Below are 23,392 nucleotides of genomic sequence, written 5' to 3'. Positions count from 1 at the left end.
GAAGTTTATAAGAAATAAACTGTTTATATCGTTCACAGCCAGACCCTTGAAAACGAAATACGAGAACACACCGACGCCCCCCAAAACTACTTGACCAAACAAGCAGTAAATAATCCTCAGCAATGCGGTCGCGGGGCAATGCCAATAATGAAAAGCTTTCCTTCATAATCTGCCGCGTACTGCCCATTAAATCGCATCAATTATGCAACTCACCCCACCTGTCCCCAGAATAGAAACAATCAGATGGGTTTTCGCCTTTCGTCACTCTTCTGCGCGTCGGCATGAATTACATCCCTTGGCTTTCTGTTGGCACTCGTCACTTGACGCAAATGCGCAATGTCTGCGCCACAATTTCAATAATAAGAATTTCTTACATCATGGTTAACGCGGGCAAGTTCCCCGCAATCCATACAATTTCAGCTGATCCAACCGTTCATATTGGCAAGGCGCGCCGGCAGAAAGGATTTGTCGGATGTGGCGAACGCCCGTCGTGCAACATATTGAAGTAAAAAGAATTTCTGTATTTCTGAATGACGGCAGTCGGGCGCCAGCACAATATATGCGTCTGACCCCAAGCATCGCCAGCAGTCCGGTGAAAGATCGCCGATCATTCGCTCTTCACTTTAACGGCCAGTGGTCAGGCAAGCGGCTCATTGTCTTTTGGTTGACAGAACGTAAAGAACTCGGCCATCAGGGTTATAGGGTGAGTTTAGTCAAAAAGTGAGAGTAAAATGACCAGTATATCAACAAGATCCCTCTTCTTCGCTGCCGCTTCCGCCACAATGATCGTATCATCCGCGCAGGCGGGTGGCCTCGCCGATGCCATCACAGAGCGCGAGCCGGAAGTCATCGAACAGGCCCCGCCAGCTGAAATGCCCAGTTGGGTGGTCCCAGCAGTTGCCTTGTTGCTGATCGGTGTTGCCGTCGCCGCAAGTAAAGGTGGTGGCAGCGATGACCCTGCGCCCGAGGCACGCGAAACACCAGATGAGCCAGATGAGCCAGATGAGCCAGATGCCCCGGTTGAAGAACCCGACGACACGGATCCGGTAAAAGTCATCGACGATATCCCACAAAAATAGGCCCGATTGTAGGGGGTCAGGACCCTAGCGACTTGTCCGTGCCAAAAGGGTAACGGCACACAGACCGACCAGAACAATCGCGAGGGCCGCAGGCGCGGCCTCTGCTATGTTTTCCAGTGATGCTTTGGCATGGACCCGCGTCGCCAACGTGTCGTAGTTGAATGGCCGCAACAGCAATGTTGCGGGCAGTTCTTTGACACAATCGACAAACACCAGCAGCAGGGCCGACCCGACCGAGGCCCGCATCAGCGGCATGTGAACCGCCCGCAAGGTCCCTCCTGCCGTCCGCCCCAATGACCGCGCAGCCATCGGCAGACTAGGAGAAACGCGGCCCAACGCAGCATCCGCAGCCCCTTGGGCGATTGCAAAAAAGCGCACGACATAGGCCAGCGTCAGAGCGACCGCACTCCCGGTCAACAGCAGGCCAGGGTCAGAGAAGCCCGCCCAAACGATCGTGTCCGCAACAAAATTGTCAAAGGCGGCCAAAGGCACCAGAATACCCAAGCCCAGCACAGCGCCGGGGGCCGCATAGCCGATTGCCGTGACGGGCATCAGCAGACGCGGTAAACGCCGTCCGGACAACCGGACGCCGTAAACCATGAAGACACCACCCAGAACGGTCAGAATGGCAGCAACGCCAGCCACAACAACAGTATGCGCCAAGGCACGCCGCAACCCCGGCGCCACCCATTGCGCGGCGTCAAATGCGTGACTGATCAAAACCAGAACCGGCATGACAAACCCCAACAAGAGCGGCAGGGCACAAGCCAGTGTGGCAAGATAGGCCCTTGCTCCTGCCAGCCGGACCGGCTGCACCGGGCGCTGCCCGCGTGCGCTGCCTGAAACCCTGATCTTGCGGCGGCTAATTTTTTCAAGCGTGACAAGGACCACGATCAACCCCAGCACACATGTCGCCAGTTGCGCGGCCCCCCCCAGATTACCGCCCTGCAACCAGACCGAAAAAATGCCCGTGGTCAGCGTTTGCACGGCAAAATAATCGACGGTCCCGAAATCATTCACGGTTTCCATCATCACAACCGCAACGCCCGCAGCAATGGCCGGGCGGGCCAAAGGCAAACCAACCCGCCAAAATCGGGCAAACGGTCCTGCCCCCAAAGCGCGCGCGACTTCGTAGGCAGCACCTGATTGTTCACGAAAGGCCGCGCGGGACAGAATATAGACATAAGGATAAAGCGAGGCACTGATCACCAGAATCGCTGCTTCACGGGTGCGGATCGCCGGAAACCAATAGTCGCGCGACGTCTCCCAGCCAAAGGTGCCGCGCAAAGCCGTCTGGAACGGGCCTGCATATTCCAGAAAATCCACCAGCGCATAGGCCCCAACGTAGGCGGGGACGGCAAGGGGCATCAACAAAGCCCACTGCAACAGATCACGCCCCGGAAAGCGGTACATCACCACCAACCATGCCGCCCCCGTCCCTATCATCGCGGTTAGCGCGCCAACACTCAGCATCAGCACCACTGTATTGCCCAGATAGCGGGGGAAAGTTGTGCGCATCAGATGCGGCCAGATGTTTTCGGTGGGCGTCAGGGCGAACCAGACAACCGCCAGAATCGGAACCAGCACAGCGACAGCAATGGCCAAAGCACCAACAGACCAAGGGTCAATGCGGCGGCGGCCAATACGGGGCGAGGTTATCTGACTAGTTTGCTCGGACATCTTGCGCTTCGGTTAAAGGAAACCGGTTTAACTGTCCAGAAATCCAACTATGCTCTAACGACGCAGATAACAAAGGCCCGCTCAATCATGCAGATCGCAATTCACATCGGCGCAAACTGCACGGACGAAGACAGGCTGATCAAATCGCTTTTGAAGAATGCTGATGCACTCGCCAGGCATCGGATTGCCGTGCCGCAGCCAAGTCTGTATCGGCCGGTGCTACGCGATTTGCTGCAAATTACAGGCGACACCACGATACCGGACACGGCCCGCGACGATTTGCTTGATGCCGTGCTTGCGCAGGGCGACGCGGACCGCCTTGTGCTCAGCAACGGCAATTTTATCTGCATTCCCAAGCGTATCTTTGACAATGGTACCTTCTACGGGCAGGCAGAGCTCAAGATGCGGGCCTTCCGGCGGCTCTTTGCGCAGGATCAGATCAGCCTGTATCTGGGCATCCGCAATCCCGCAACATTTCTGCATGAAACTTTCACGCGGTCGGACGCGGGGTCCATTGGCGCATTTTTGGGCCTGATGCGCCCCGAAGAAATCAAATGGTCCGATGTTGTGCGCCGGATCAGGCAGGCAGTACCCGATGTGCCACTGACCGTCTGGTGCAACGAGGATACCCCGATGCTATGGGATCAGATCATGCAAACCATGGCAGGCGCGCCAGATGCAGTGCAAATGGTCGGCGGGATGGATATGCTTGGGTCACTCATCACCAAGAAGGGCCAGCAGGCGCTGCAAACGCAATACGCCAAGGCCGCCGCCCTGTCGAACGCTGAACGTCACGACATAATGGCCGAAATATGGGAAACCCATGCGCTGGAAGGCACCGCCGAACATGTCGTCGATCTGCCTGAACTGTCAGCAGACCAGATCGCGCAGATGACCGAAGACTATGACAAAGACGTCAATCTGATCCGACAGATGCCGGGTGTCGAGATGATGCTGCCGTTCCGGTAGATCACATGCCAAGTGCGGCCATATACATTTCTAGAACGGCTTCTTCTTCGGCCAGATCATTGGCATCGCGCTTGCGGATCGCCACCAGCTTGCGCAGAACCTTGGTGTCATAACCACGGCCTTTCGCCTCGGCCATGACTTCTTTCTGCGCGTCGGCAATATCTTTCTTTTCCGCCTCAAGCCGTTCATAACGCTCGACAAACTGGCGGATTTCATCACCGGCTGCGGCGTTGACGGAATCGGTGACTGTATCGCTCATTCTGGCTCTCCTCGGTAGTGTGCCCTTCACTAGCCCCCGCGCAACCCTTGCGCAAGACGAGCCCGCGCGATATCGGGTCAAAAATACCGGAGGCTGGATATGGAAATTGTCGTTTGGGGTGGTGCCGCGCTGACAGCTTTGGGCTTTGCCGGTATCGTCTACACAATCCTTGCTGTCCGCAAAGCCAAAAAGGCAAACCTGAGCGACGAGGAACTGCGCGCTCAAGTGACCCGCATACTGCCCATCAACCTCGGGGCGCTCTTTGTGTCGATGATCGGTCTGATGGCGGTGATCATTGGTGTCATCCTGAGCTAGACACCACTTGCGATTGACACCGCGCGCTGTCCTGCCACCATGCACAACAAAACGCGCGGAGGAGAGCGGGACAATGGATCTAGGACAAACTGAACGGCTCATGCCGGTATTGGCTGCGGTCAAGGATATGATCGCGCATGAAATCGCACCATTGGACAGCGAATTTCTGGCCGAGGTGCCTATTGGCGACCGCTGGACCTTCACGCCGCGCCAGACCGAAATTCTGGAAGGGCTCAAGCAAAAGGCGAAGGACCGCAAACTATGGAATTTCTGGGACACCTTCCGTGAAGGGCCTGCCCTCAATACCGTAGAATATGCCTATCTGGCCGAAGAAATGGGCAAATCCCATTTGGCGGCAGAGGTTTTCAACTGCAACGCGCCCGACACCGGCAATATGGAAGTGTTTTCCCGTTACGGCACCCAAGCCATGAAAGATCAGTGGTTGGCGCCCTTGATGGCGGGTGACATCCGCTCGGCCTATCTGATGACCGAACCACAGGTCGCCAGCTCCGATGCGACCAACATCTCGATGTCCTGCGTGCGCGACGGCGATCATTATGTGCTGAACGGCGAAAAATGGTGGGCCACCGGTGCGGGTGATCCGCGCTGCGCTGTCTATATCATCATGGTGCGCACCAACGCGGATGCACCAAGACACGAGCAGCATTCGATGATTGTTGTGCCCGCCGACACCGCCGGGATCGAAAAGCTGCGCCCGATGCAGGTCTACGGCCATGATGACGCGCCCCACGGGCATTTCCATTTCCGGTTCAAAGATGTGCGCGTGCCTGTCGAAAATCTGCTGGTGGGCGAAGGCAAGGGCTTCGAGATCGCGCAAGGGCGGCTTGGGCCGGGCCGGATTCATCACTGCATGCGCGCGATCGGGTCGGCAGAATATGCGCTGCAACTGATGTGCGAACGGTCGGTCAGCCGGACCGCCTTCGGCAAGCCGCTGTCGCAGTTGGGTGAGAATTTCGACATCATCGCGGAAAGCCGCATGAAGATCGAACAGGCGCGTCTGCTGTGCCTCAAGGCAGCGTGGATGATGGATCAGGGCGACAAGAAAGCGGCGGCCCCCTGGATCAGCCAGATCAAGGTGGTTGCCCCGCAAATCGCTCTCGAGATCATCGATCAGGCCGTGCAGATGCATGGTGCGGCAGGCGTTTCACAAGACACCCCGCTCGCCCATATGTGGACTAACACACGCACATTGCGTTTGGCTGACGGCCCCGATGCCGTTCACCGCAGACAGGTGGCACGGGCGGAACTCAAGCCATATACGCAAGGTCAGAACGCGCCTGTGGGCTAAGTGTCAGGACAGAATACCTCGTAGATACGTTCAAGGATCGGGCGCACGCGCGGGTCAGCCAGCGAATATAGTTGGCTGCGCCCCTCGCGTTCACATGTGACAAGTCCCTCGTTGCGCAGCCGCAAAAGCTGACCAGAGACATAGGACTGGCTGGCATCCAGTGTTTTTTCCAGTTCACCGACCGACACCTGCCCCGGCACCAGCGCACAAAGAATCCGCAAGCGACCCGGATTCGATAGCGCCTTCATCAAGGCAGCGGCGTCCTGTGCGGCTGCGTCCATTGGGTCTGCAAGTATTTTGGTTTTTACTGACATGTCGGTCGCCAAACTAATTTTATACATTCCATTCTTGAAATGTATCACACAACGTCTATTATGTCCAGCAAAGGAGAATCGATATGACACCCCACGTAAAAGCTTTTTTCGATGCGGCGACCAATACAGTATCCTATGTTGTGCAGGACCCCTCCGGTCGGTCATGTGCGATCGTTGACAGCGTTCTGGATTATGACCCTGCGTCCGGACGGACAGATACATCGTCCGCCGATGCGATAATCGACTGGATCACTGAAAAAGACCTGCAGGTTGCATGGATATTAGAAAGCCATGTGCATGCTGACCATCTGTCTGCCGCGCCCTACTTGCAGGAACGGTTGGGCGGCAAGATCGGGATTGGCGCAAATATCACCATCGTGCAGGACACATTCGGCAAAGTCTTCAACGAAGGGACCGAATTCCAGCGCGACGGATCGCAGTTCGACGCTCTGTTTGACGATGGCGACAGTATTCATATCGGACAGCTGCGTTGTGACGTGATGCACACGCCCGGCCATACGCCTGCCTGTTTGACTTATGTCATTGGCGACGCCGCATTTGTCGGCGATACTTTGTTTATGCCCGATTTCGGGACAGCACGCTGCGATTTCCCCGGTGGATCAGCCGAAGACCTCTTTCATTCGATCCAGAAGATCCTTTCGCTGCCAGATGATACCCGAATTTTTGTCGGTCATGACTACAAGGCCCCCGGTCGCGATGAATTCGCTTGGGAAACAACGGTCGGCGAACAAAAGGCACTGAATGTCCATGTTGGAGCAGGCAAACCTATCGAGGAATTCGTCACAATGCGTACAGAACGCGACGCGAAATTGGGAATGCCAAAGCTTATCCTGCCGTCGATCCAAACGAACATGCGGGCAGGCAATCTGCCCGAACCCGAAGACAACGGGACAAGCTACTTCAAAATCCCCGTCAACACGCTCTGAGTAAAGGAAAAATCATGCAATCGGATTGGATTTGGGGCCTCTTCGGAGGCGGGATTATTGGGACCGCGGCAGCGATATTCCTGCTGGTTAACGGTCGTATCATGGGTGCGTCCGGGATCATCGGCGGACTTGTGGATGGATCAGGAAGAAGCGACTGGGCCGAACGCGCGGCCCTGCTTGCCGGGTTGTTTATCGTGCCGGCAATCGTAGCCATTGCCATGGGCGGCTCTGAAACGCACCTGACGGATAACTGGGTGGTCGTGGCGATTGCGGGCCTGCTGGTCGGTGTCGGCACACGGCTTGCCAACGGATGTACATCCGGCCACGGCGTTTGCGGGATTTCACGCCTGTCACTGCGCGGCATCGTTGCCACGGTTTTCTACATTGGTGCGGGCGGCCTGACCATTGTGATCTTCAAACATCTGCTGGGAGTCATCTAATGCGCGTTATTGTTTCATTCATCGTTGGTGGACTGTTCGGGCTGGGACTCTTGCTGTCCGGTATGACAGACACGACAAAGGTTCAGGGCTGGCTTGATATTTTCGGCGCTTGGGACCCGACACTGGCCTTTGTCATGGGAGGTGCAATCATCCCGATGGCCATCGCCTGGCAATTGACGCGCGGACGGACCCCGGTGCTGGGCACCGCATTTCCTGCCCCGCCAGAGCCGCGACTTGGCCGCAACCTGATTCTTGGGTCTGTGCTGTTTGGTGCTGGCTGGGGGCTGGCCGGACTTTGCCCCGGACCTGCGATCGCATCGGCAAGCTTTGGCGGCCCGACGGGTCTGGTCTTTGTGGTGGCGATGGTCGTCGGGATGATGGGGGCACCGACGGTGCGAACACGTCTGGACCGCACGATGGCGGCAGTCTAAGAAAACATCATGGATATCAAAACACTCAGCCCGTCCTACGCTGTATCGCCGCAGATTGCGGTTGAAGACATCCCCGCCATCGTTGCGGCCGGGTTCAAGACTATTATCTGCAATCGACCTGATGCAGAGGTTCCGCCAAGTCATCAGGCGGCTGCGATCAGATCTGCGGCAGAGACGCATGGGCTTGCCTTTGTCGACATTCCGGTCACGCATATGGGCTTGAATGAAGAGATGGTCGCAGCGCAAAAAGCCGCGATCGGCACCCCTGAGGCGCCGACTCTGGCCTACTGCGCGTCCGGCAATCGCAGTTCGATTGTCTGGGGATTGGCCATGGCAGATAGCATGTCCGCTGATGAAATCATCGCGGCAACGGATGCTGCGGGCTACAATCTTGGCGGGCTGCGACCGCAGCTGGAGGCGATGGGCCAAACAAACTGACCACTGTCGATGCAGCGGTGTTGTTCTTCTTGTCATCCTGCCCCAGAACCCGTGCATAAGATCATGAAAAAGCGCAAGACCCGTTTCAGGTATTGCGCTTTTACGTATTCAGGCGGCTAACGGAATCATTCTAAGGATTTTGTCGCAGGTGCCTAATCCTCTAGCGACAAAGCATCCATATCCATTGCGGCTATTCCGAATCCTTCGTCGGAGCCCGGTTCTGCGCCTGCTTCCATATCGGGTGTGTCCAGAGCAGTCTCTGGTTCAGCAAAAGTCGGGGCAGCATCCATTGCGAAATCAATCTCCCCGGCCCCCTCAAGCGCCAACCCTGCGCCTTCATCACCACCAAACCCCATCTTATCATCCGCCATTCCGCCCATCAGATCAGGCAAGGCAGCCTCTGCACCGCCGCCAAGTTCGCGCATCTGTGGCTGTGGCGGGGCTTCAACGCGGACTGCGCGGTTGCCACCCAATTGGCCGAGTTTCGCAAGCGCCACTTCCCGTCCTTTCGCGGTTACGAGGCGCACGGAATTGACGGAACAGCCCCTGAGCGGCACGACCTGCCCCACTTGCAGATTGCGCGCCTGCGCGAGCGGCATGTCAAAACGATGCAATAAAGCATCAAGCTCACTTTGTGCCTCTGCCACGCGGGCCTGAAAGAGTGTCGCCCAATCAAGCTGTTCAGTTGGTTCTGCTGGCGCCCCAAATGTTTCGACGGCAAGCGGCAGGACGACAATCAACTGTCCCGTCCGGTCTGCCACCCCCAAATCAATATCAAGGCGCATGATGCGATATTCGCAATCATCCAGAACAAGGCCAGCTGCGCGGCAGCTTTCAACCTTGGAACCAAGTTCGACCTGATCGGTCCAACCGTCATATTCGGTGCCCAATGTCGCGACAGGCATCGCATCAAGAAAGCGGATCAAGAGGTTTTCAGCCATCGTCTTATCCGTTCCGGTCGGTGCCCTGTCCTCGGCCATGCCGGCGATCAACTTGCCCATGGCCTGCATTTCAAGGATGGCCGCACGCAACTGCATGTCCAAGGCCATCAAACCAACAAGTTCACCGCCGCGCTCCAGCCCGACCAGCATCAGATTATCATCAAGTACCTCGAGCATTGGATCAAGCGTATGCACGTCCTCGCCCATCGCGGTCACTGTCACAATCAGTCCGATCGTATCATTCGCTGACTTGGTGAAAGCCAGCCGCACAGCACGCGACAGGGTCAGCGGTGTTTCTGCAACATCGCCGGTTTCGCGGCCTGTCATGCGCCGCAGAATCATTTTATGGTCGCTGTCAGACATCAGCCCGCCACTGGTGGATTTCGCCCAAAGTTAACGAATGAGTGGTTACGGTTCTGCTAACAACGCCAAACCATCTCAGGTTTTTGGCACAACCACGCGGAAAGCGGTGCCATATTGCCCTGGCAGATAGCTCACGTCACCGCCAAGCCGGTGCATGATCTCGCGACAAATGGCGAGCCCAAGGCCGGCGCCCCCGGCTTTACCCTGATCTGTGATTCTTGAAAACTTTTCAAAAATCACCTGCTGGTTCTGTGGTGAAATGCCACTCCCGTTGTCGACGAAATCAATATGATACGCAAAATCCCTTTCCGAAACGACAATACGCAGCTTTGGCTCAGGCCGGTCACAATATTTGCGCGCATTCGCAATCAGATTGATGAACACCTGCACCAACCTGTCGAGGTCGGTCGTTATAGGGACTTCCTCTGCCAGCGGTTCACGCAGCACCGCCAAGTCTCCGGACTGCGCACCTGACGCCTGAACCGCCCGGTCAATCAGATCACGCATGATACCACTTTGCTTATTTAGCGTAACCTGACCGTTCTCCAGCACGGCAAGGTCAAGCAGATCATCCAACAAGCGGGTCAAACGCACGGCTTCGTCCTGAATGATCTGGGCGTAACGCTCGCGGGCATCGGCGGCGACATCCGTGTCACCCAGAATTTCCGAAAATGACCGGATCGAGGTCATCGGGGTGCGGAGCTCATGGCTGATCTGACTGAGAAACGCATCCTTCTGAATGGAAAGCGCTTTCAATTTCTCGTTGGCCTGACGAAGTGCGCGGGCAGTCCGCTCCTGCTCTGCCGATTTTGCCTCTAGCCGATTTGAATACTCCAGAATCTGGGCAGCCTCGTCGGCTACGGCGATCAGGTCTTCGACCCGCACGCCACTGCCACCAGTCATCTGACCAATCATCGCGTGCGCGGTCGCAGCACCTACAGAACCGGACAGTCGCTTTTCCAGCTGTTCGATAAATTGTGTCGTTACCTCCGGCAAATAACCGGTCTTGCCTTGCCGCTCTGCTTCCTTTTGGAAAATGGCTTGCGCTTCGTCACTGCCCAGGATGCGTTGTACCATGACAAGCAGGTCTTCGGCACCGGCATCGGCAACGGTCCACGGGCTTGCCGAAGTGCCCCGATCAAGGACATTCACGAACTGCGCGCCCTGCAACCGTTCAAGCGGCAAAGGAAAACTGAGCAACGAACCGGAAACAAAGAAAAGACTATTCAACAGCATTGACCACATCACACAGTGTATCAGCGGGTCGATCCCTTCGATCCCGAACAACGCTTGCGGGCGCAACCATCCCAGACCAAACGGCCCATTTTCCAAAACGGCTGTCGGGATAATAGCGCCAGCCCCGAAACTGGGCAGGAACAGCGTCCAAAGCCAGACCGTCAAACCAATGGACAGACCAAGCCCTGCCCCGATGCGTGTGGCACCCCGCCAGAACAGCCCGCCCAGCATGACCGGCAGGATTTGCACCACACCCGCAAAGGACACCAGACCAATCGCTGCAAGCGATGTGCCGCCACCGGATACGCGGTAATAGATGAAGCCCAGCGCCAGCACACAGGCAATCGAAATCCGACGCGACAGCAGGATGACCTCGCGCACGTCGCCGGAAAAGACCGCGCTGGGTTGCTTGAAACGGTGCAGCCAGATCGGCACGATAATGTTGTTGGACACCATTGTTGCCATCGCGATTGTGGCCACGATCACCATTGATGTCGCAGACGAGAACCCGCCAAGGAACGACAACATGGCCAACCCTTCACGCCCCTGGCTCAGGGGCAGTGTCAGGACAAACAGGTCGGGGTTGCTGCCCGCTGGCAGCAAATCCAGTCCGACCACCGCGATGGGCACCACAAACAGGCTCATCAACAACAGGTAAAGCGGGAATGCCCAGCTTGCGACGCGCAGATGCCGTTCGTCCGCGTTTTCGACAACCAGCACCTGAAACATGCGAGGCAGGCAGATGAATGCCGCCGCAGAAAGAAAAATCAGGGTCGCCCAGCGCCCGCCTGATTGGTCCCATAGCTCGATAGGCGAGGCTTCGATGCTTTGCATTATCGTCGAGGGCCCGCCGCCTATCCCCCAGACGACAAAAACGCCAACGGCCACCAAAGCCACAAGCTTGACGACTGCTTCGACGGCGATGGCCATAACAATCCCGTGGTGGCGTTCATTCGCATCCAGATTGCGGGTGCCGAACAAGACAGTGAAAACCGCCAGCCCGAACGCAACCCACCCCGCCGCCGCGTTCAAATCACCGGCCTGCCACACGGTCCCCGCGTCCTGCGCAAAGATCGCAAAGGACAGGGTGACGGATTGCAGTTGCAGCGCCACATAAGGCGTCCCTGCCACCAGACAAATCAAGGTAACGATCACCCCCAGTTGGGTCGATTTGCCGAACCGCGACGAAATCAGATCGGCAATCGACGTGATCCGCTGTTCGCGCCCGACGCGGACCAGACGGCGCAGCATCGCCCACCAGCCGATCATCACCAAGGTGGGGCCAAGGTAGATCGTCACGAACTCAAGCCCTGACCGGGCCGCATAGCCAACCGCGCCATAAAAGGTCCAGGCGGTGCAATAGATACTGAGAGACAGCGTGTAGATCAGCGGCGACTTCAGCCACCGCGCATGGCCGGATGCGGCTTGCCGTTCTGCCAGAAACGCCACCACAAAAAGCCCGGCCACATACACCAGCGCAACAGCGACCAGAAGATTGAAGGTCAGCATCAGTCGGTTTTCTCGCCGAGGGTGCTTTCGTCGTCATCCTCGCGCAGAAAATGCGACAGGGTGGCGGCAATAACGACCAGACCGACCCACACGCCAAACACATAAATTAGCGTTTGCGATTCCGGCACAGTCTCGTCGCCGGACCAGAGCAAAGGCAGCGCCAGAAGAACCATCCCCAAGATCGGGGTCAGCTTTGCCGCGTCGCGCACGCGGCGCTGTCTATAGCGGACCCGCTCCAGAAAGAGCGGCGCTTTGGCGGGAGGGGTCATGCCTCTATCAGGTTGCGAACCAAATCACGCACTTCCGCGTTCGAGAACGGCTTGGTCATGAAATGGGTCGCCCCCAGACGTGCGGCCATGTCACGGTCTTTGTCCTGCCCGCGGGCCGTCAGCATCATGACGGGGATATTCTTGGTGGTTTCTGATGACCGCAGATCGCGCAGGATGTCAAAACCACTTCGTCCCGGCAGCATCACGTCAAGAATGACCAGATCAGGGGGCAAACTGCGTAGCTTGTCCATCGCCGTTAGGCCGTCTTCGTGCGTGTGCACCGTCCACCCGTCACGGGACAAAATAAAGCTGATGGCCTCAATGATGTTCGGCTCATCCTCGATCAAAAGGACTCGTTTGCCCATCATGCCTCCCCCTCATATTCATGTCGTGCATCGCTCCACCCAGCACAAATCGAATATCGCCTTGAAATCCCTGCGTGTCAAAGACTGGTATCAAGTGTCACGCCATCCATCGCGGGTTCTCTGCGGCTATTACACCGCGCGCGCGGGCAGATCCGGCAGGATACACCGACGGGAATCACGTTGCGGCTGTCGGCAGGCAGATCAGGCAAGACGAGCATTGTGCTGCGCAAGGCAGGCGGGCGGTCGAAGCCCGGCCTTTCGATGGCATCGGCAACGGCATAGCAGCGCAATCCGGTCTGATCGGTCCCCGGCATCACGATATCCGCCATGATCGGTTGGGTAGGACGGGAAAAAGCGGAAAAGATCGGCCAAAGCGGGCAAGCGCCACCAAAGCGCGGCAACCGGAATCCGGGCATTGTCTTGAGAAAGGTAACCGACCCGGATGCATCGACCACGGCCAATCCCGTCTGTGGATGACCTTCGCTGGGTGACAATGTCGCGAAGCGGCGCAGAACGGCAGCGAAATCGACGGCAAACGCCTGCGATAGAGCCGCCGGGTCATAGGCGCAGTCTTGTGCGGCCTGCGCAAATTGCCTGCGCGGCATCGCCACAGCATCCGACTGGTAAATCCGTGCAATCATCCGCAATAGGGCCGACGCAGGCGGCGACAGGTTCACACCGGCGACAAACGCGTCGACATCGCCTCGCGCTTTTTCAAGCTGCGGATAATGAAATGACGAAGTGGCCAGAAACGTCTCGATCTCTTCTTGCGGTGATTGCACCACGGCCACATCCGCATCCGGTGCATCCAGATAGCTGATCAACGCCTCGCTGCCCGCCCCTAGACGCAGACTGTCGGCATGGATGTTTTCGTGAAAGCGCCGCTGCCAGTCTGCGTCCAGATCCTCTTGCCCGACAAGAATGGAGGCAGACGACCGGATTGAGGTGGCCGCAGATACAACTTCATTCAAGGACATGGCCAGTTGCGGATCATAGGACATCCGGTCGGTCAGTGCCTGAACACGTTCTTCAAGCATCGCCAGCCTGTTGGCCTGCGCCGCGATCAGCTTGCTCCATCCGGGAAAACGGGCAGATAATTCCTCGGCGCGATCAACTTCGGACTTTGTGCCAAACGCGCCCGCCGCCGCGCGAATTTGATCAAGCAAGTCCCCGTCGGCATCTGCCGTCAACTGGCTGGTCTCAACCCCCAGTTTTCGGGCAATATCCGCCAACAACTTGCCTCCGATTCTGCGGCGGTTGTGCTCGATCAGGTTAAGGTAAGAGGCCGAAATTCCGACAGCTTCCGCTACGGCGGCTTGCCGCAATCCCAGATCCAAACGCTTTTCTCTGATCCTCGAACCGGTAAGCCGCTCTATCGACACAAGAAATTCCTTCAACAATTTCAAACGCTTTCTGCGCACGCGAGAAAAATCGTTTACAATCTATTCGCACGAGCTGTTGAAAAATTGACAGAAAGAACAGGCATCGGCAATGGCTTGTTGGAGATAACGACACATTTCCGTCACATTAATCCTACGCTGGAAGGCGAATATCGTGGGCCAGACTTGGCTCATGCATAAAACACTAGGGAGGATACTAATGTCCAAATCGAATTTCTCGCGTCGTGGCGTCCTGAAGACGGGTGCGATCGCGGGTGCAGGTCTCGCGCTGCCACAGTATTTGCGCGCCGACGCCCACGCTGGTTTTACAAACGCACCGGGCGACAGCGAAGTCGTTCTGGGCTTCAACGTTCCACAGACTGGCCCATACGCCGACGAAGGTTTGGACGAACTGCGCGCCTATGAACTTGCTGTCGAGCATCTCAATGGCGGCGGCGACGGCGGCATGATGTCGACTTTCTCTTCCAAGGCTCTGGACGGGACCGGTATTCTCGGCCGCGAAGTCAAATATGTGACCGGTGATACGCAGACAAAGTCTGACGCCGCGCGCGCATCGGCCCGTTCGATGATCGAAAAAGACGGCGCAATCATGATCACCGGTGGCTCCTCTTCCGGTGTGGCTGTTGCCGTGCAGGCGCTGTGCCAAGAGGCTGGCGTGATTTTCATGGCGGGTCTGACACACTCAAACGATACAACAGGTAAAGACAAGCGGGCCAATGGCTTCCGCCACTTCTTCAACTCCTACATGTCCGGTGCCGCACTGGCGCCTGTGCTTGCCGCCAACTACGGCACCGACCGCAAGGCCTATCACCTGACAGCCGACTACAACTGGGGTTATACCACAGAAGAAGCCGTCCGTTCTTCGACAGAAGCACTGGGCTGGGAAACTGTGAACGCTGTGAAAACACCGCTGACACAGACTGACTTCTCGTCCTACATCGCACCTGTTCTGAACTCTGGCGCTGACGTGCTGGTTCTGAACCACTACGGCGGAAACATGGTGAACTCGCTGACTAACGCAGTTCAGTTCGGGCTGCGCGAAGCACAAGCCAACGGCAAGAACTTCGAAATCATCGTGCCGCTCTACTCTCGCCTGATGGCGAAAGGTGCGGGTGCCAACGTTAAGGGCATCTTTGGTTCAACCAACTGGCACTGGTCGCTGCAAGACGAAGGTTCAAAGGCATTCGTTCAGTCCTTCGGCACAAAGTACGGTTTCCCACCATCGCAGGCCGCGCACACCACTTACGTGCAGACGCTGCTTTATGCAGATGCGGTCACACGGGCTGGTTCGTTCAACCCATGCGCAGTTGTTGAAGCATTGGAAGACTTCGAATTCGACGGTCTGGGCAATGGTAAGACGCTGTACCGCGGCGCTGATCACCAGTGCTTCAAGGACGTGCTTGTCGTGAAGGGTAAAGAGAACCCCGAAAACGAGTTTGACCTTCTTGAAATCGTTGAGGTTACACCTGTCGAACAGGTCACATACGACCCAGATCACCCGCAGTTCCAGGGTGGTGAATTGGGCACATGTAACCCCGGCGCATAAACACATATTGTGTCACCGCCGAAACGGCGGTGACACATCCTTTTCTCCAGACATTGTGCACATCACGCGCACCTGCTCGCGCGGGGCGATGTGGTCGTTTTGTCAAATAACAGAGGTCACCAGATGGATCAGATCATTCTGCAAATCCTAAACGGGCTCGACAAAGGTTCCGCTTATGCGTTGATTGCCTTGGGTCTGACACTCATCTTCGGTACGTTGGGCGTGGTTAACTTTGCGCACGGCGCCCTGTTCATGATGGGCTCTTTCGTTGCCGTCACTGTCAGCAAACTGCTGACGCTCAGCCACAAGGTCGTGGATGAGACCCGCACCGATTTCCTTGGCAATCCCTTGCAGGTCGACGTTCCCTATATCTACGACTGGTTTGGCGAGGCGGCAGGTAACGTCATGATTGACTGGGCGGTGCCAATATCGATTTTGTTTGCCATCCCGATCATGATCGGGATCGGTTTCGCGATGGAGCGCGGATTAATCAAGCACTTCTACAAACGCCCGCACGCGGACCAGATTCTTGTGACCTTTGGTCTGGCGATCGTCTTGCAGGAAGTGATCAAATATTTCTACGGGGCGAACCCTATCCCCACACCGGCCCCCGAAGCCTTCACAGGTAGTTTTGATTTCGGCGTGGCTTTCGGATTTGATCCCAATGCGATCATCTACCCTTACTGGCGTCTGGTCTACTTCTTCTTCTCGGTTGTTGTGATCGGTGCGGTCTTTGCATTCCTGCAATTCACTACCTTCGGCATGGTCGTCCGCGCCGGGATGGCAGACCGCGAAACCGTCGGCCTGCTGGGTATCGACATCGACAAACGCTTTACGATCATGTTCGGCATCGCGGCAGCTGTCGCCGGGCTGGCAGGGGTCATGTACACACCCATCCTGTCGCCCAACTATCACATGGGGATGGACTTCCTTGTGCTCAGCTTTGTGGTTGTGGTCGTCGGCGGCATGGGCTCCCTGCCCGGTGCCGTTCTGGCCGGCTTCCTGCTGGGTGTTCTGGAAAGCTTTGCATCAATGCCTTGGGTGATCGACATCGCTCCTGGTATCAACCAGATCATCATCTACCTCGTTGCTATTATCATTCTATTGACGCGTCCGCGTGGCCTGATGGGCCGCAAGGGCGTGATGGAGGACTAAGCCATGCTTGGACTTGAGAAAAAAGACTTCCGTCTCATGCTGATTGTTGTCGTGCTGACGCTGCTGGCTCCTTTCATCCTGAACCCCTTCCCCGAAGGCTCAGAGCTGGCCCAGTTCAACGCAGGCTATCCTGATTTGATGCAACGCTTCGTGATCTTCGGAATTCTGGCGATTGGATTTAACATCCTGTTCGGGCTGACCGGCTACCTGTCCTTCGGGCACGCCGCATTTTTGGGTGTGGGTTCTTATGCCGCGGTATGGATGTTCAAGCTGCTCAGCATGAATATCGTCCCTGCGATCTTGCTGAGCGTCGTCATCGCCGGTCTGTTTTCGCTGGTCATCGGATTTGTGTCGCTGCGGCGATCAGGGATTTATTTCTCGATCCTGACGCTTGCTTTTGCGCAGATGTCATACGCGCTTGCCTACTCGGTTCTTACACCGCTGACAGGCGGCGAAACGGGACTGCAACCAAAGGCCAGCGATGTGCGCCTGTTTGATGGTGCGCTTGAAGCGGGGGAAAACGCCACTCCATCGCTGTTTGGTCTTGCCATGCGCGACACCTACGAGATGTCAGTTGGAAGCTGGGTTTTCACATTCAACTTTGGCTACTACGTCGCAGCGGTCATGATGATCCTCGCCTTCTACATTTCGATCCGGATCTTCCGGTCGCCATTCGGGATGATGCTGCGGGCGATCAAATCCAACCAGACCCGGATGAGCTATACCGGCCTGAATTCCAAGCCCTATACGCTCGCGGCCTTTGTCATCTCAGGGATGTATGCCGGCCTTGCCGGTGGCTTGCTGGTGGCCATGGACCCGCAAGCCGGTGCCGAGCGGATGTTCTGGACAGCATCGGGTGAGATTGTGCTGATGACAATCCTCGGTGGTGCAGGCACATTGATCGGGCCGGTCCTCGGGGCAGGTTTCATAAAATATTTTGAAAACATCGTCTCCAAGATCAACAAGGCAACGCTAGAGCAGTGGTTCTATTGGATGCCCGATGGCATAGAAGATGTCATGATCGCGATTGTCTATCCGTTCGTCGGCAAAGGCTGGCACCTGACACTTGGCTTGTTGTTCATGCTTGTCGTGATCTTCCTGCCCGGAGGATTGGTTCAGGGCGGGCAAAAAATTGCCGCTATATTCCGCCGCAAGAAATCCAGCGACGCCAAAGACGGCGCCACAACGCCTGCTGAATAAGGAGAGACTGACATGGGAATCCTTGAAGTCAAAGGTATCAACAAGCGCTTTGGCGGTCTGCAAGCTTTGGGTGACGTGAACCTCAGCGTGGCCGAAAATACGGTGCATGCCATCATCGGCCCCAACGGGGCAGGCAAATCGACATTGCTGAACGTGCTGGTGGGGAAACTGATCCCCGACAGCGGGTCGGTCATGTTCGACGGGCAATCCGTCCTGGGACGCAAACCGCACGAGATCAACCAGATGGGGATCAGCAGGGTGTTTCAGACACCCGAGATATTCAGTGACCTCTCGGTCTTTGAGAATGTCCTTATTCCCTGCTTTGCCAAACGAGATGGTTCATTCCGGATGCACGCGATCGAAAGCGTCTTTTCCGAGAAGGCGATCCATCAGCAGGCAGAAGAAATCCTTGCAGATGTGAATATGCTCGAAAAACGGCATATGATAGCATCAAGCCTGTCGCGTGGCGACAAGCGGCGGCTCGAAATGGCAATGTGTTTGGTGCAGGATCCCCGTCTCTTGCTGTTGGACGAACCCACTGCAGGCATGGCGCGGGCCGACACAGAAAACACGATCAACCTGCTCAAGGAAATCCGCACAAAACGCGGGATCACGATGGCGATCATCGAGCATGACATGAATGTTGTATTCTCTCTCGCCGAGCGGATTACGGTTCTGGCGCAGGGCACACCGCTGGTGGAAGATACGCCTGACAATATCAAAGGCCATCCGAAAGTTCGCGAAGCGTATCTGGGAGAGGCGCAGGTCTGAGGACCCAAATTTTTCTAGAAAAATTTGCCCGCCATTTTCTTCAAGAAGAAAATGCAACGGCAGGAGAAACAAAAATGAACGCACCATTCAATAAACACGCCAACAACGCCGCAACTCATCCGGCCTTTCTCAGCGTCTGGGAGATCGAAGCCTATTATGGCGAAAGCTATATCGTCCAGAACATCAGCTTCAATGTGCATGAGGGAGAGATCCTGGCCCTGCTGGGCCGGAACGGTGCCGGCAAGACATCGACGCTGCGCACAATAGCCCGGCTTGACGACCCCGAGCTCAAGCATGGTGAAATCTGGCTTGACCATCAACCTTTGCATGAAATGAAAAGCCATCAGGCTGCAGGCGCGGGGATCGCGCTGGTGCCCGAAGACCGCCGCATCATTCCGGGTCTCACCGTCGAGGAAAATCTGCAACTGGCACAGATTGCGCCGCCGAAAGGCTGGTCCCTGCAACGCATCTACGACCTGTTCCCCCGGCTGGGAGAACGCCGCAAACAGGAAGGCGTCACCCTGTCAGGCGGTGAGCAGCAGATGCTGTCGATCGCGCGTGCGCTGGCGCGCGATATCAAAATTCTCTTGCTGGACGAACCCTACGAAGGTCTGGCCCCCGTCATCGTACAGGAAATTGCAAAGACACTTGGCATTATCCGCGATCAGGGAATCACAACCATAATCGTCGAGCAAAACGCCGTTGCAGCGCTGAAACTGGCCGATCGCGCTGTTATCCTTGATACGGGCACGGTCGTCTTTGACGGCTCCGCTGCGGAAGTGCTCGAAAACGAACAGTTGCGGGCACAATATCTCGCAATCTGATCACATCTGCTTAGCCAACATGACAAGAGTCCTGACGAACCGGATCGGTTTTTCAGGACTTTTTCGTGACCTTCCGCGTTAATCTTAAAGTCTAATCAACCTTTGATGCCAAATTAAGACTTCGGTGACGCGCAAAAGCGAAACTGACAGTGTCTAAAACCCGCATCTGGAGGTGCTTATTATGGATACAACGCTCGCATTGCCCCCATCCGCGGCCGCCAGCGCAATCCCTTATGCGCTGGAACAACGGCAGGCCTACGCAGATGATAGGGTTCCGCCCCCCAAGGCGCTGGACGGTATTTCCGTGATTCCGTCAGACAAGGCATTTGTGGCGCAAGTCGTGAACGCCCGTCTGTCCGGGACCGCGTTTCCCGAAAACCCCGGCGAAATAGCACCGCCTGAGCGGACCCTGAAACCCTACAACGTGCCGATGCTGCCATTCGAGAAGGAAGAACCCGCTCTTGAAGCGACCGAAGAGGACGACAGCACGGTGACCGATGTCGCAAACAAAGGCAAAGAAGACCAAGAGGCTGCCCCTGTAACCCCGATTTCCGCGACACCAGAATTAGCAGCGCCAACCGCTGATTTGCCCGGCAAGCCGAAGCGGGAACCTGTTGAACTCAAGCAACCTGCTCCCGCTCCGGAGCCCGCACAGAAAAGCGCTATCAAACAGCCTGACGAACAGTAGCCATCTTTTTCAATCGCGTCCCGCTTTCCACCATCATCGGCTTCCCCTATAAGCGTTTCGACGGTGCTTGCAGAGTACCGCCCACAAGGGCAACTGGCCGAGGAAAAGATGAGCAACAAAACATCTCACGACAGCGATGTCAGCTTTATTCAGGCGCTGGCAGAATTGCTGCGCGAAAACGACCTGACAGAGCTTCAAGTGAAACGGGACTACGCTGAAAACGACAGTTTGAATGTGCGCGTCAGTCGCCACACCCAGACAGTAGCGGTGCAGGCACCAGCGCCACGGCCCGACGTGCCCCCTGTGGCAACGGCATCGCCTGCTGCGGCGGCCGCAGCGGCAAGCGCCGAAGCGGACCCAGCCAGCCACCCGGGCGCGGTGACATCCCCCATGGTCGGCACCGTCTATATGGCACCAGAGCCAGGTGCTGCCTCTTTCATCAGCGTTGGTTCCGCCGTCAAGGAAGGCGACACATTGCTGATCATCGAAGCTATGAAAACAATGAATCACATCCCGGCCAGCCGCGCCGGCACGGTCAAACGCATCCTTGTCGAAGATGGCGGCGCCGTTGAATTTGGCGCGCCTCTCGTCATCATCGAATAGGGCGCACCAATGTTCGACAAAATACTTATCGCGAACCGGGGCGAAATCGCCCTGCGTGTCGTCAGGGCCTGCCGCGAGATGGGCGTCAAATCGGTCGCTGTACATTCAACTGCGGATTCGGATGCGATGCATGTGCGCATGGCCGATGAGGCCGTCTGCATCGGCCCCCCCTCTTCCGCTGACAGCTACTTGTCATTCCCCGCGATCATTTCCGCATGCGAAATCACCGGTGCCCAAGCAATCCATCCGGGCTACGGCTTCCTTTCCGAAAATGCCGCCTTTGTACAAGTCGTCGAAGATCACGACCTGACCTTCATCGGCCCAACGGCCGAGCATATTCGCGTCATGGGCGACAAGATCACCGCCAAGGACACGATGAAACAACTCGGCGTGCCTTGCGTGCCCGGATCTGACGGCGGCGTGCCAACCTTGGCCGATGCAAAACGGATCGGCGAGGAAATCGGTTATCCGGTCATCATCAAAGCAACCGCAGGCGGTGGCGGGCGCGGCATGAAAGTTGCCAAGACAGCGACCGAAATGGAGCAGGCATTCATGTCTGCGCGTGCCGAAGGCAAAGCCGCATTCGGCAACGATGAAGTCTATATTGAAAAGTACCTGACCACACCGCGCCATATCGAAATTCAGGTTTTTGGCGATGGCAAAGGCAATGCGGTGCATCTGGGCGAACGGGATTGTTCGCTGCAGCGGCGGCATCAAAAGGTTTTTGAAGAAGCGCCCGGTCCCTGCATCACGCCTGAGTTGCGCGCGCGAATCGGCAAGGTCTGTGCCGATGCGGTCGCTCGCATCAACTACATTGGTGCCGGGACGATCGAGTTTCTGTTCGAAAATGATGAGTTCTATTTCATCGAGATGAACACCCGCCTACAGGTGGAACACCCCGTCACGGAATCCATCTTTGGGGTTGATCTGGTGCGCGAACAATTGCGCGTGGCGTCGGGGCTACCTATGTCATTTGCGCAGGACGATTTGCAGATCAACGGACACGCAATCGAAGTGCGGATCAATGCGGAAAAACTCCCTAGTTTTTCCCCCTGCCCCGGTACGATCACCCAGTACCACGCGCCGGGTGGATTGGGCGTGCGCATGGATTCCGCCCTTTACGATGGCTATCGCATCCCACCCTATTACGACAGTTTGATTGGCAAACTCATCGTGCACGGACGCGATCGGCCAGAGGCGCTGGCGCGTCTGGCACGGGCATTGGGTGAGCTGATCGTGGACGGAGTCGATACAACCGTACCGCTGTTCCACGCACTGCTGGCCGAAGAAGCCGTTCAGACTGGTGACTATAACATCCACTGGCTTGAACATTGGCTCGATCAAAATCTGGCTTGAGCGATGCGCGATGAACCGACCCTGACGCCCGCACTTTTGTTGCAGGCCTACAGGGTCGGCGTGTTCCCCATGTCAGAAGGGCGCGACGACCCGGAAGTGTTCTGGGTTGATCCCAAGATGCGCGGCGTTATCCCATTGGATGGTTTTCGGATATCCCGCAGCCTAGCCCGGACGATGCGGCGCGGGCAGTTTTCCGTGACCGTTGATGCGGCCTTCGAAGATGTCGTAGCTGGCTGTGCTGACCGCCCTGAGACATGGATCAGCGACACCATCTTCGACCTTTATGCCGCACTTTTCCGTCAGGGGCACGCACACTCTATCGAAGTCTGGCGGGACAAGGCGCTGGTTGGTGGCGTCTACGGGGTGACTGTGGGCGCAGCCTTCTTTGGCGAAAGCATGTTCAGCCGCGCAACGGATGCGTCAAAGGTCGCCTTGGCCTATCTGGTGGATCTGCTGTGTTTGGGCGGCTTCACCCTTTTTGACACGCAGTTTATCACCCCTCATCTGGCCAGTCTGGGCGCGATCGAGATCCCGAGGGCAGAATACCGCAAACAGTTGGCGGCCGCTGTGGAGAAATCGGCCTCTTTCGATGCACCGGGGCCTGTTCCGCCCGCTCAGGACGTGTTGCAGCGTAATGCCCAGACGTCGTAGCGCGGATGGTCCAATGCATTCAAAGCAGGGGACGACGCCAGCATCCACCCGGAAAAAATCGGGGCACTGCCATTCTGATAGTAAATGTCGACCTGTGCATATGCGTCACCTGACGGGTTGTCGGTTGGATAACGGCAAGCCACCAGAGTCACTTCAAGATAGCCGATAACGCCTGTTTCACCGGTGCGCAGGGTCATGTCGACAACAGCGCCCGTCAGCTTATCAAGAACGCGCAATTCACCGCCAGTTGCCTGCGTTACTGTAGCGTCTTGCGCGAACGTCAATGTTGCGGAACACAGGCAAATCGCTGATAGCATGGCACGCATGACGGCTT

The 23,392-nt window shown here is 56.7% G+C and carries 27 protein-coding genes and 1 pseudogene; 19 read left to right on the top strand and 9 right to left on the bottom strand.

Annotation, left to right across the window (positions count from 1 at the left end; genetic code table 11):
* Positions 1–472: 472 nt before the first annotated feature.
* Positions 473–724, top strand: a complete 252-nt coding sequence (locus C8N45_RS22955) for a hypothetical protein (RefSeq protein ID WP_133175924.1) — start codon at positions 473–475, stop codon at positions 722–724.
* A gap of 7 nt (positions 725–731) precedes the next feature.
* The gene (locus C8N45_RS02430) at positions 732–1,079 is read left to right on the top strand and encodes a hypothetical protein (protein WP_133175923.1); all 348 of its coding nucleotides are present in this window, start codon (positions 732–734) and stop codon (positions 1,077–1,079) included.
* A gap of 24 nt (positions 1,080–1,103) precedes the next feature.
* Here the strand turns inward: C8N45_RS02430 and C8N45_RS02425 are convergent, their stop codons facing one another.
* Positions 1,104–2,759, bottom strand: coding sequence for an ABC transporter permease (locus tag C8N45_RS02425; protein ID WP_108384601.1), 1,656 nt, complete (start codon positions 2,757–2,759; stop codon positions 1,104–1,106).
* Positions 2,760–2,846: 87 nt separating this feature from the next.
* On the opposite strand from C8N45_RS02425, the gene C8N45_RS02420 reads away from it, so the two are divergent.
* The gene (locus tag C8N45_RS02420) at positions 2,847–3,728 is read left to right on the top strand and encodes a hypothetical protein (RefSeq protein ID WP_108384600.1); all 882 of its coding nucleotides are present in this window, start codon (positions 2,847–2,849) and stop codon (positions 3,726–3,728) included.
* 1 nt (position 3,729) lies between these two features.
* Here C8N45_RS02420 and C8N45_RS02415 read toward each other — a convergent pair whose 3' ends face one another.
* Positions 3,730–3,987, bottom strand: coding sequence for a DUF2312 domain-containing protein (locus C8N45_RS02415; RefSeq protein WP_108384599.1), 258 nt, complete (start codon positions 3,985–3,987; stop codon positions 3,730–3,732).
* A gap of 99 nt (positions 3,988–4,086) precedes the next feature.
* Between C8N45_RS02415 and C8N45_RS02410 the strand changes: the two genes are divergently transcribed.
* Together C8N45_RS02410 and C8N45_RS02405 are read left to right on the top strand one after the other, a co-directional pair.
* Complete coding sequence (locus C8N45_RS02410; RefSeq protein WP_108384598.1) at positions 4,087–4,302, top strand: hypothetical protein; 216 nt, start codon at positions 4,087–4,089, stop codon at positions 4,300–4,302.
* Between the two features lie 73 nt (positions 4,303–4,375).
* Entirely contained in the window at positions 4,376–5,611 is a 1,236-nt protein-coding gene (locus tag C8N45_RS02405; RefSeq protein WP_108384597.1) for an acyl-CoA dehydrogenase family protein, read from the top strand.
* Here the strand turns inward: C8N45_RS02405 and C8N45_RS02400 are convergent.
* Positions 5,608–5,925: an ArsR/SmtB family transcription factor gene (locus tag C8N45_RS02400; protein ID WP_108385118.1), complete on the bottom strand. Its 318-nt coding sequence runs from the start codon at positions 5,923–5,925 to the stop codon at positions 5,608–5,610. The two genes, C8N45_RS02405 and C8N45_RS02400, sit on opposite strands and share 4 nt — an antisense overlap.
* An 83-nt stretch (positions 5,926–6,008) precedes the next feature.
* Here C8N45_RS02400 and C8N45_RS02395 point away from each other — a divergent pair, with 83 nt between their 5' ends.
* From C8N45_RS02395 to C8N45_RS02380, 4 genes are read left to right on the top strand one after another with little or no spacing between them, the layout of a single operon-like run.
* The gene (locus tag C8N45_RS02395) at positions 6,009–6,872 is read left to right on the top strand and encodes an MBL fold metallo-hydrolase (protein ID WP_108384596.1); all 864 of its coding nucleotides are present in this window, start codon (positions 6,009–6,011) and stop codon (positions 6,870–6,872) included.
* Between the two features lie 14 nt (positions 6,873–6,886).
* Positions 6,887–7,312, top strand: coding sequence for a YeeE/YedE family protein (locus tag C8N45_RS02390; RefSeq protein ID WP_108384595.1), 426 nt, complete (start codon positions 6,887–6,889; stop codon positions 7,310–7,312).
* Complete coding sequence (locus tag C8N45_RS02385; RefSeq protein WP_108384594.1) at positions 7,312–7,743, top strand: DUF6691 family protein; 432 nt, start codon at positions 7,312–7,314, stop codon at positions 7,741–7,743. Before C8N45_RS02390 ends, C8N45_RS02385 begins: the two co-directional genes overlap by 1 nt.
* A 9-nt stretch (positions 7,744–7,752) precedes the next feature.
* Positions 7,753–8,181: a protein tyrosine phosphatase family protein gene (locus C8N45_RS02380; RefSeq protein WP_108384593.1), complete on the top strand. Its 429-nt coding sequence runs from the start codon at positions 7,753–7,755 to the stop codon at positions 8,179–8,181.
* A 152-nt stretch (positions 8,182–8,333) separates the two neighbouring features.
* Here the strand turns inward: C8N45_RS02380 and C8N45_RS02375 are convergent, their stop codons facing one another.
* The 5 genes from C8N45_RS02375 to C8N45_RS02355 all read right to left on the bottom strand — a co-directional run bounded on the left by C8N45_RS02375 (position 8,334) and on the right by C8N45_RS02355 (position 14,264).
* A complete protein-coding gene (locus tag C8N45_RS02375; protein WP_245882524.1) occupies positions 8,334–9,485 on the bottom strand; it encodes a FliM/FliN family flagellar motor switch protein in 1,152 nt (383 codons plus the stop codon).
* Between the two features lie 75 nt (positions 9,486–9,560).
* Complete coding sequence (locus C8N45_RS02370) at positions 9,561–12,230, bottom strand: sensor histidine kinase (protein ID WP_108384592.1); 2,670 nt, start codon at positions 12,228–12,230, stop codon at positions 9,561–9,563.
* Positions 12,230–12,499 (bottom strand): hypothetical protein, encoded by a 270-nt coding sequence (locus C8N45_RS02365; RefSeq protein WP_108384591.1) that lies wholly within the window; start codon positions 12,497–12,499, stop codon positions 12,230–12,232. Before C8N45_RS02365 ends, C8N45_RS02370 begins: the two co-directional genes overlap by 1 nt.
* On the bottom strand, positions 12,496–12,864 hold the full coding sequence (locus tag C8N45_RS02360; RefSeq protein WP_108385116.1) for a response regulator transcription factor: 369 nt from the start codon (positions 12,862–12,864) through the stop codon (positions 12,496–12,498). The genes C8N45_RS02365 and C8N45_RS02360 overlap by 4 nt, the downstream gene beginning before the upstream one ends.
* Positions 12,865–12,941: 77 nt before the next feature.
* Complete coding sequence (locus C8N45_RS02355) at positions 12,942–14,264, bottom strand: helix-turn-helix transcriptional regulator (protein ID WP_245882523.1); 1,323 nt, start codon at positions 14,262–14,264, stop codon at positions 12,942–12,944.
* Positions 14,265–14,463: 199 nt separating this feature from the next.
* On the opposite strand from C8N45_RS02355, the gene C8N45_RS02350 reads away from it, so the two are divergent.
* From C8N45_RS02350 to aat, 10 genes and pseudogenes are all read left to right on the top strand, one after another.
* The gene (locus C8N45_RS02350) at positions 14,464–15,810 is read left to right on the top strand and encodes a substrate-binding protein (RefSeq protein WP_108384590.1); all 1,347 of its coding nucleotides are present in this window, start codon (positions 14,464–14,466) and stop codon (positions 15,808–15,810) included.
* 123 nt (positions 15,811–15,933) lie between these two features.
* On the top strand, positions 15,934–16,965 hold the full coding sequence (locus tag C8N45_RS02345; protein ID WP_108384589.1) for a branched-chain amino acid ABC transporter permease: 1,032 nt from the start codon (positions 15,934–15,936) through the stop codon (positions 16,963–16,965).
* A 3-nt stretch (positions 16,966–16,968) separates the two neighbouring features.
* On the top strand, positions 16,969–18,165 hold the full coding sequence (locus tag C8N45_RS02340) for a branched-chain amino acid ABC transporter permease (protein WP_108384588.1): 1,197 nt from the start codon (positions 16,969–16,971) through the stop codon (positions 18,163–18,165).
* 114 nt (positions 18,166–18,279) lie between these two features.
* Positions 18,280–18,648 (top strand): annotated as a pseudogene (locus C8N45_RS24065) (ATP-binding cassette domain-containing protein); the annotation flags it as partial.
* 3 nt (positions 18,649–18,651) lie between these two features.
* Complete coding sequence (locus C8N45_RS24060; protein WP_375342460.1) at positions 18,652–18,936, top strand: ABC transporter ATP-binding protein C-terminal domain-containing protein; 285 nt, start codon at positions 18,652–18,654, stop codon at positions 18,934–18,936.
* A gap of 74 nt (positions 18,937–19,010) precedes the next feature.
* Positions 19,011–19,760 (top strand): ABC transporter ATP-binding protein, encoded by a 750-nt coding sequence (locus C8N45_RS02330; RefSeq protein WP_108384586.1) that lies wholly within the window; start codon positions 19,011–19,013, stop codon positions 19,758–19,760.
* 181 nt (positions 19,761–19,941) lie between these two features.
* Positions 19,942–20,448 (top strand): hypothetical protein, encoded by a 507-nt coding sequence (locus C8N45_RS02325; protein ID WP_108384585.1) that lies wholly within the window; start codon positions 19,942–19,944, stop codon positions 20,446–20,448.
* 108 nt (positions 20,449–20,556) lie between these two features.
* A complete protein-coding gene (gene accB, locus C8N45_RS02320) occupies positions 20,557–21,051 on the top strand; it encodes an acetyl-CoA carboxylase biotin carboxyl carrier protein (protein WP_108385114.1) in 495 nt (164 codons plus the stop codon).
* 9 nt (positions 21,052–21,060) lie between these two features.
* Complete coding sequence (accC, locus tag C8N45_RS02315; protein ID WP_108384584.1) at positions 21,061–22,407, top strand: acetyl-CoA carboxylase biotin carboxylase subunit; 1,347 nt, start codon at positions 21,061–21,063, stop codon at positions 22,405–22,407.
* Positions 22,408–22,410: 3 nt separating this feature from the next.
* Complete coding sequence (gene aat / locus C8N45_RS02310) at positions 22,411–23,058, top strand: leucyl/phenylalanyl-tRNA--protein transferase (protein WP_108384583.1); 648 nt, start codon at positions 22,411–22,413, stop codon at positions 23,056–23,058.
* On the opposite strand, the gene C8N45_RS02305 is transcribed toward aat, so the two are convergent.
* Positions 23,022–23,384 carry a DUF2155 domain-containing protein gene (locus C8N45_RS02305; RefSeq protein ID WP_108384582.1) on the bottom strand — a complete coding sequence of 121 codons (363 nt, stop codon included), beginning with the start codon at positions 23,382–23,384 and terminating at the stop codon, positions 23,022–23,024. The genes aat and C8N45_RS02305 overlap by 37 nt on opposite strands.
* Positions 23,385–23,392 lie beyond the last annotated feature (8 nt).

The organism is Yoonia sediminilitoris (assembly GCF_003058085.1).
In the GTDB taxonomy this organism is placed as follows: Bacteria; Pseudomonadota; Alphaproteobacteria; order Rhodobacterales; family Rhodobacteraceae; genus Yoonia; species Yoonia sediminilitoris.
Note: the sequence above shows the minus strand (reverse complement) of the source record. Positions and strands in the feature narration are given on the sequence as shown.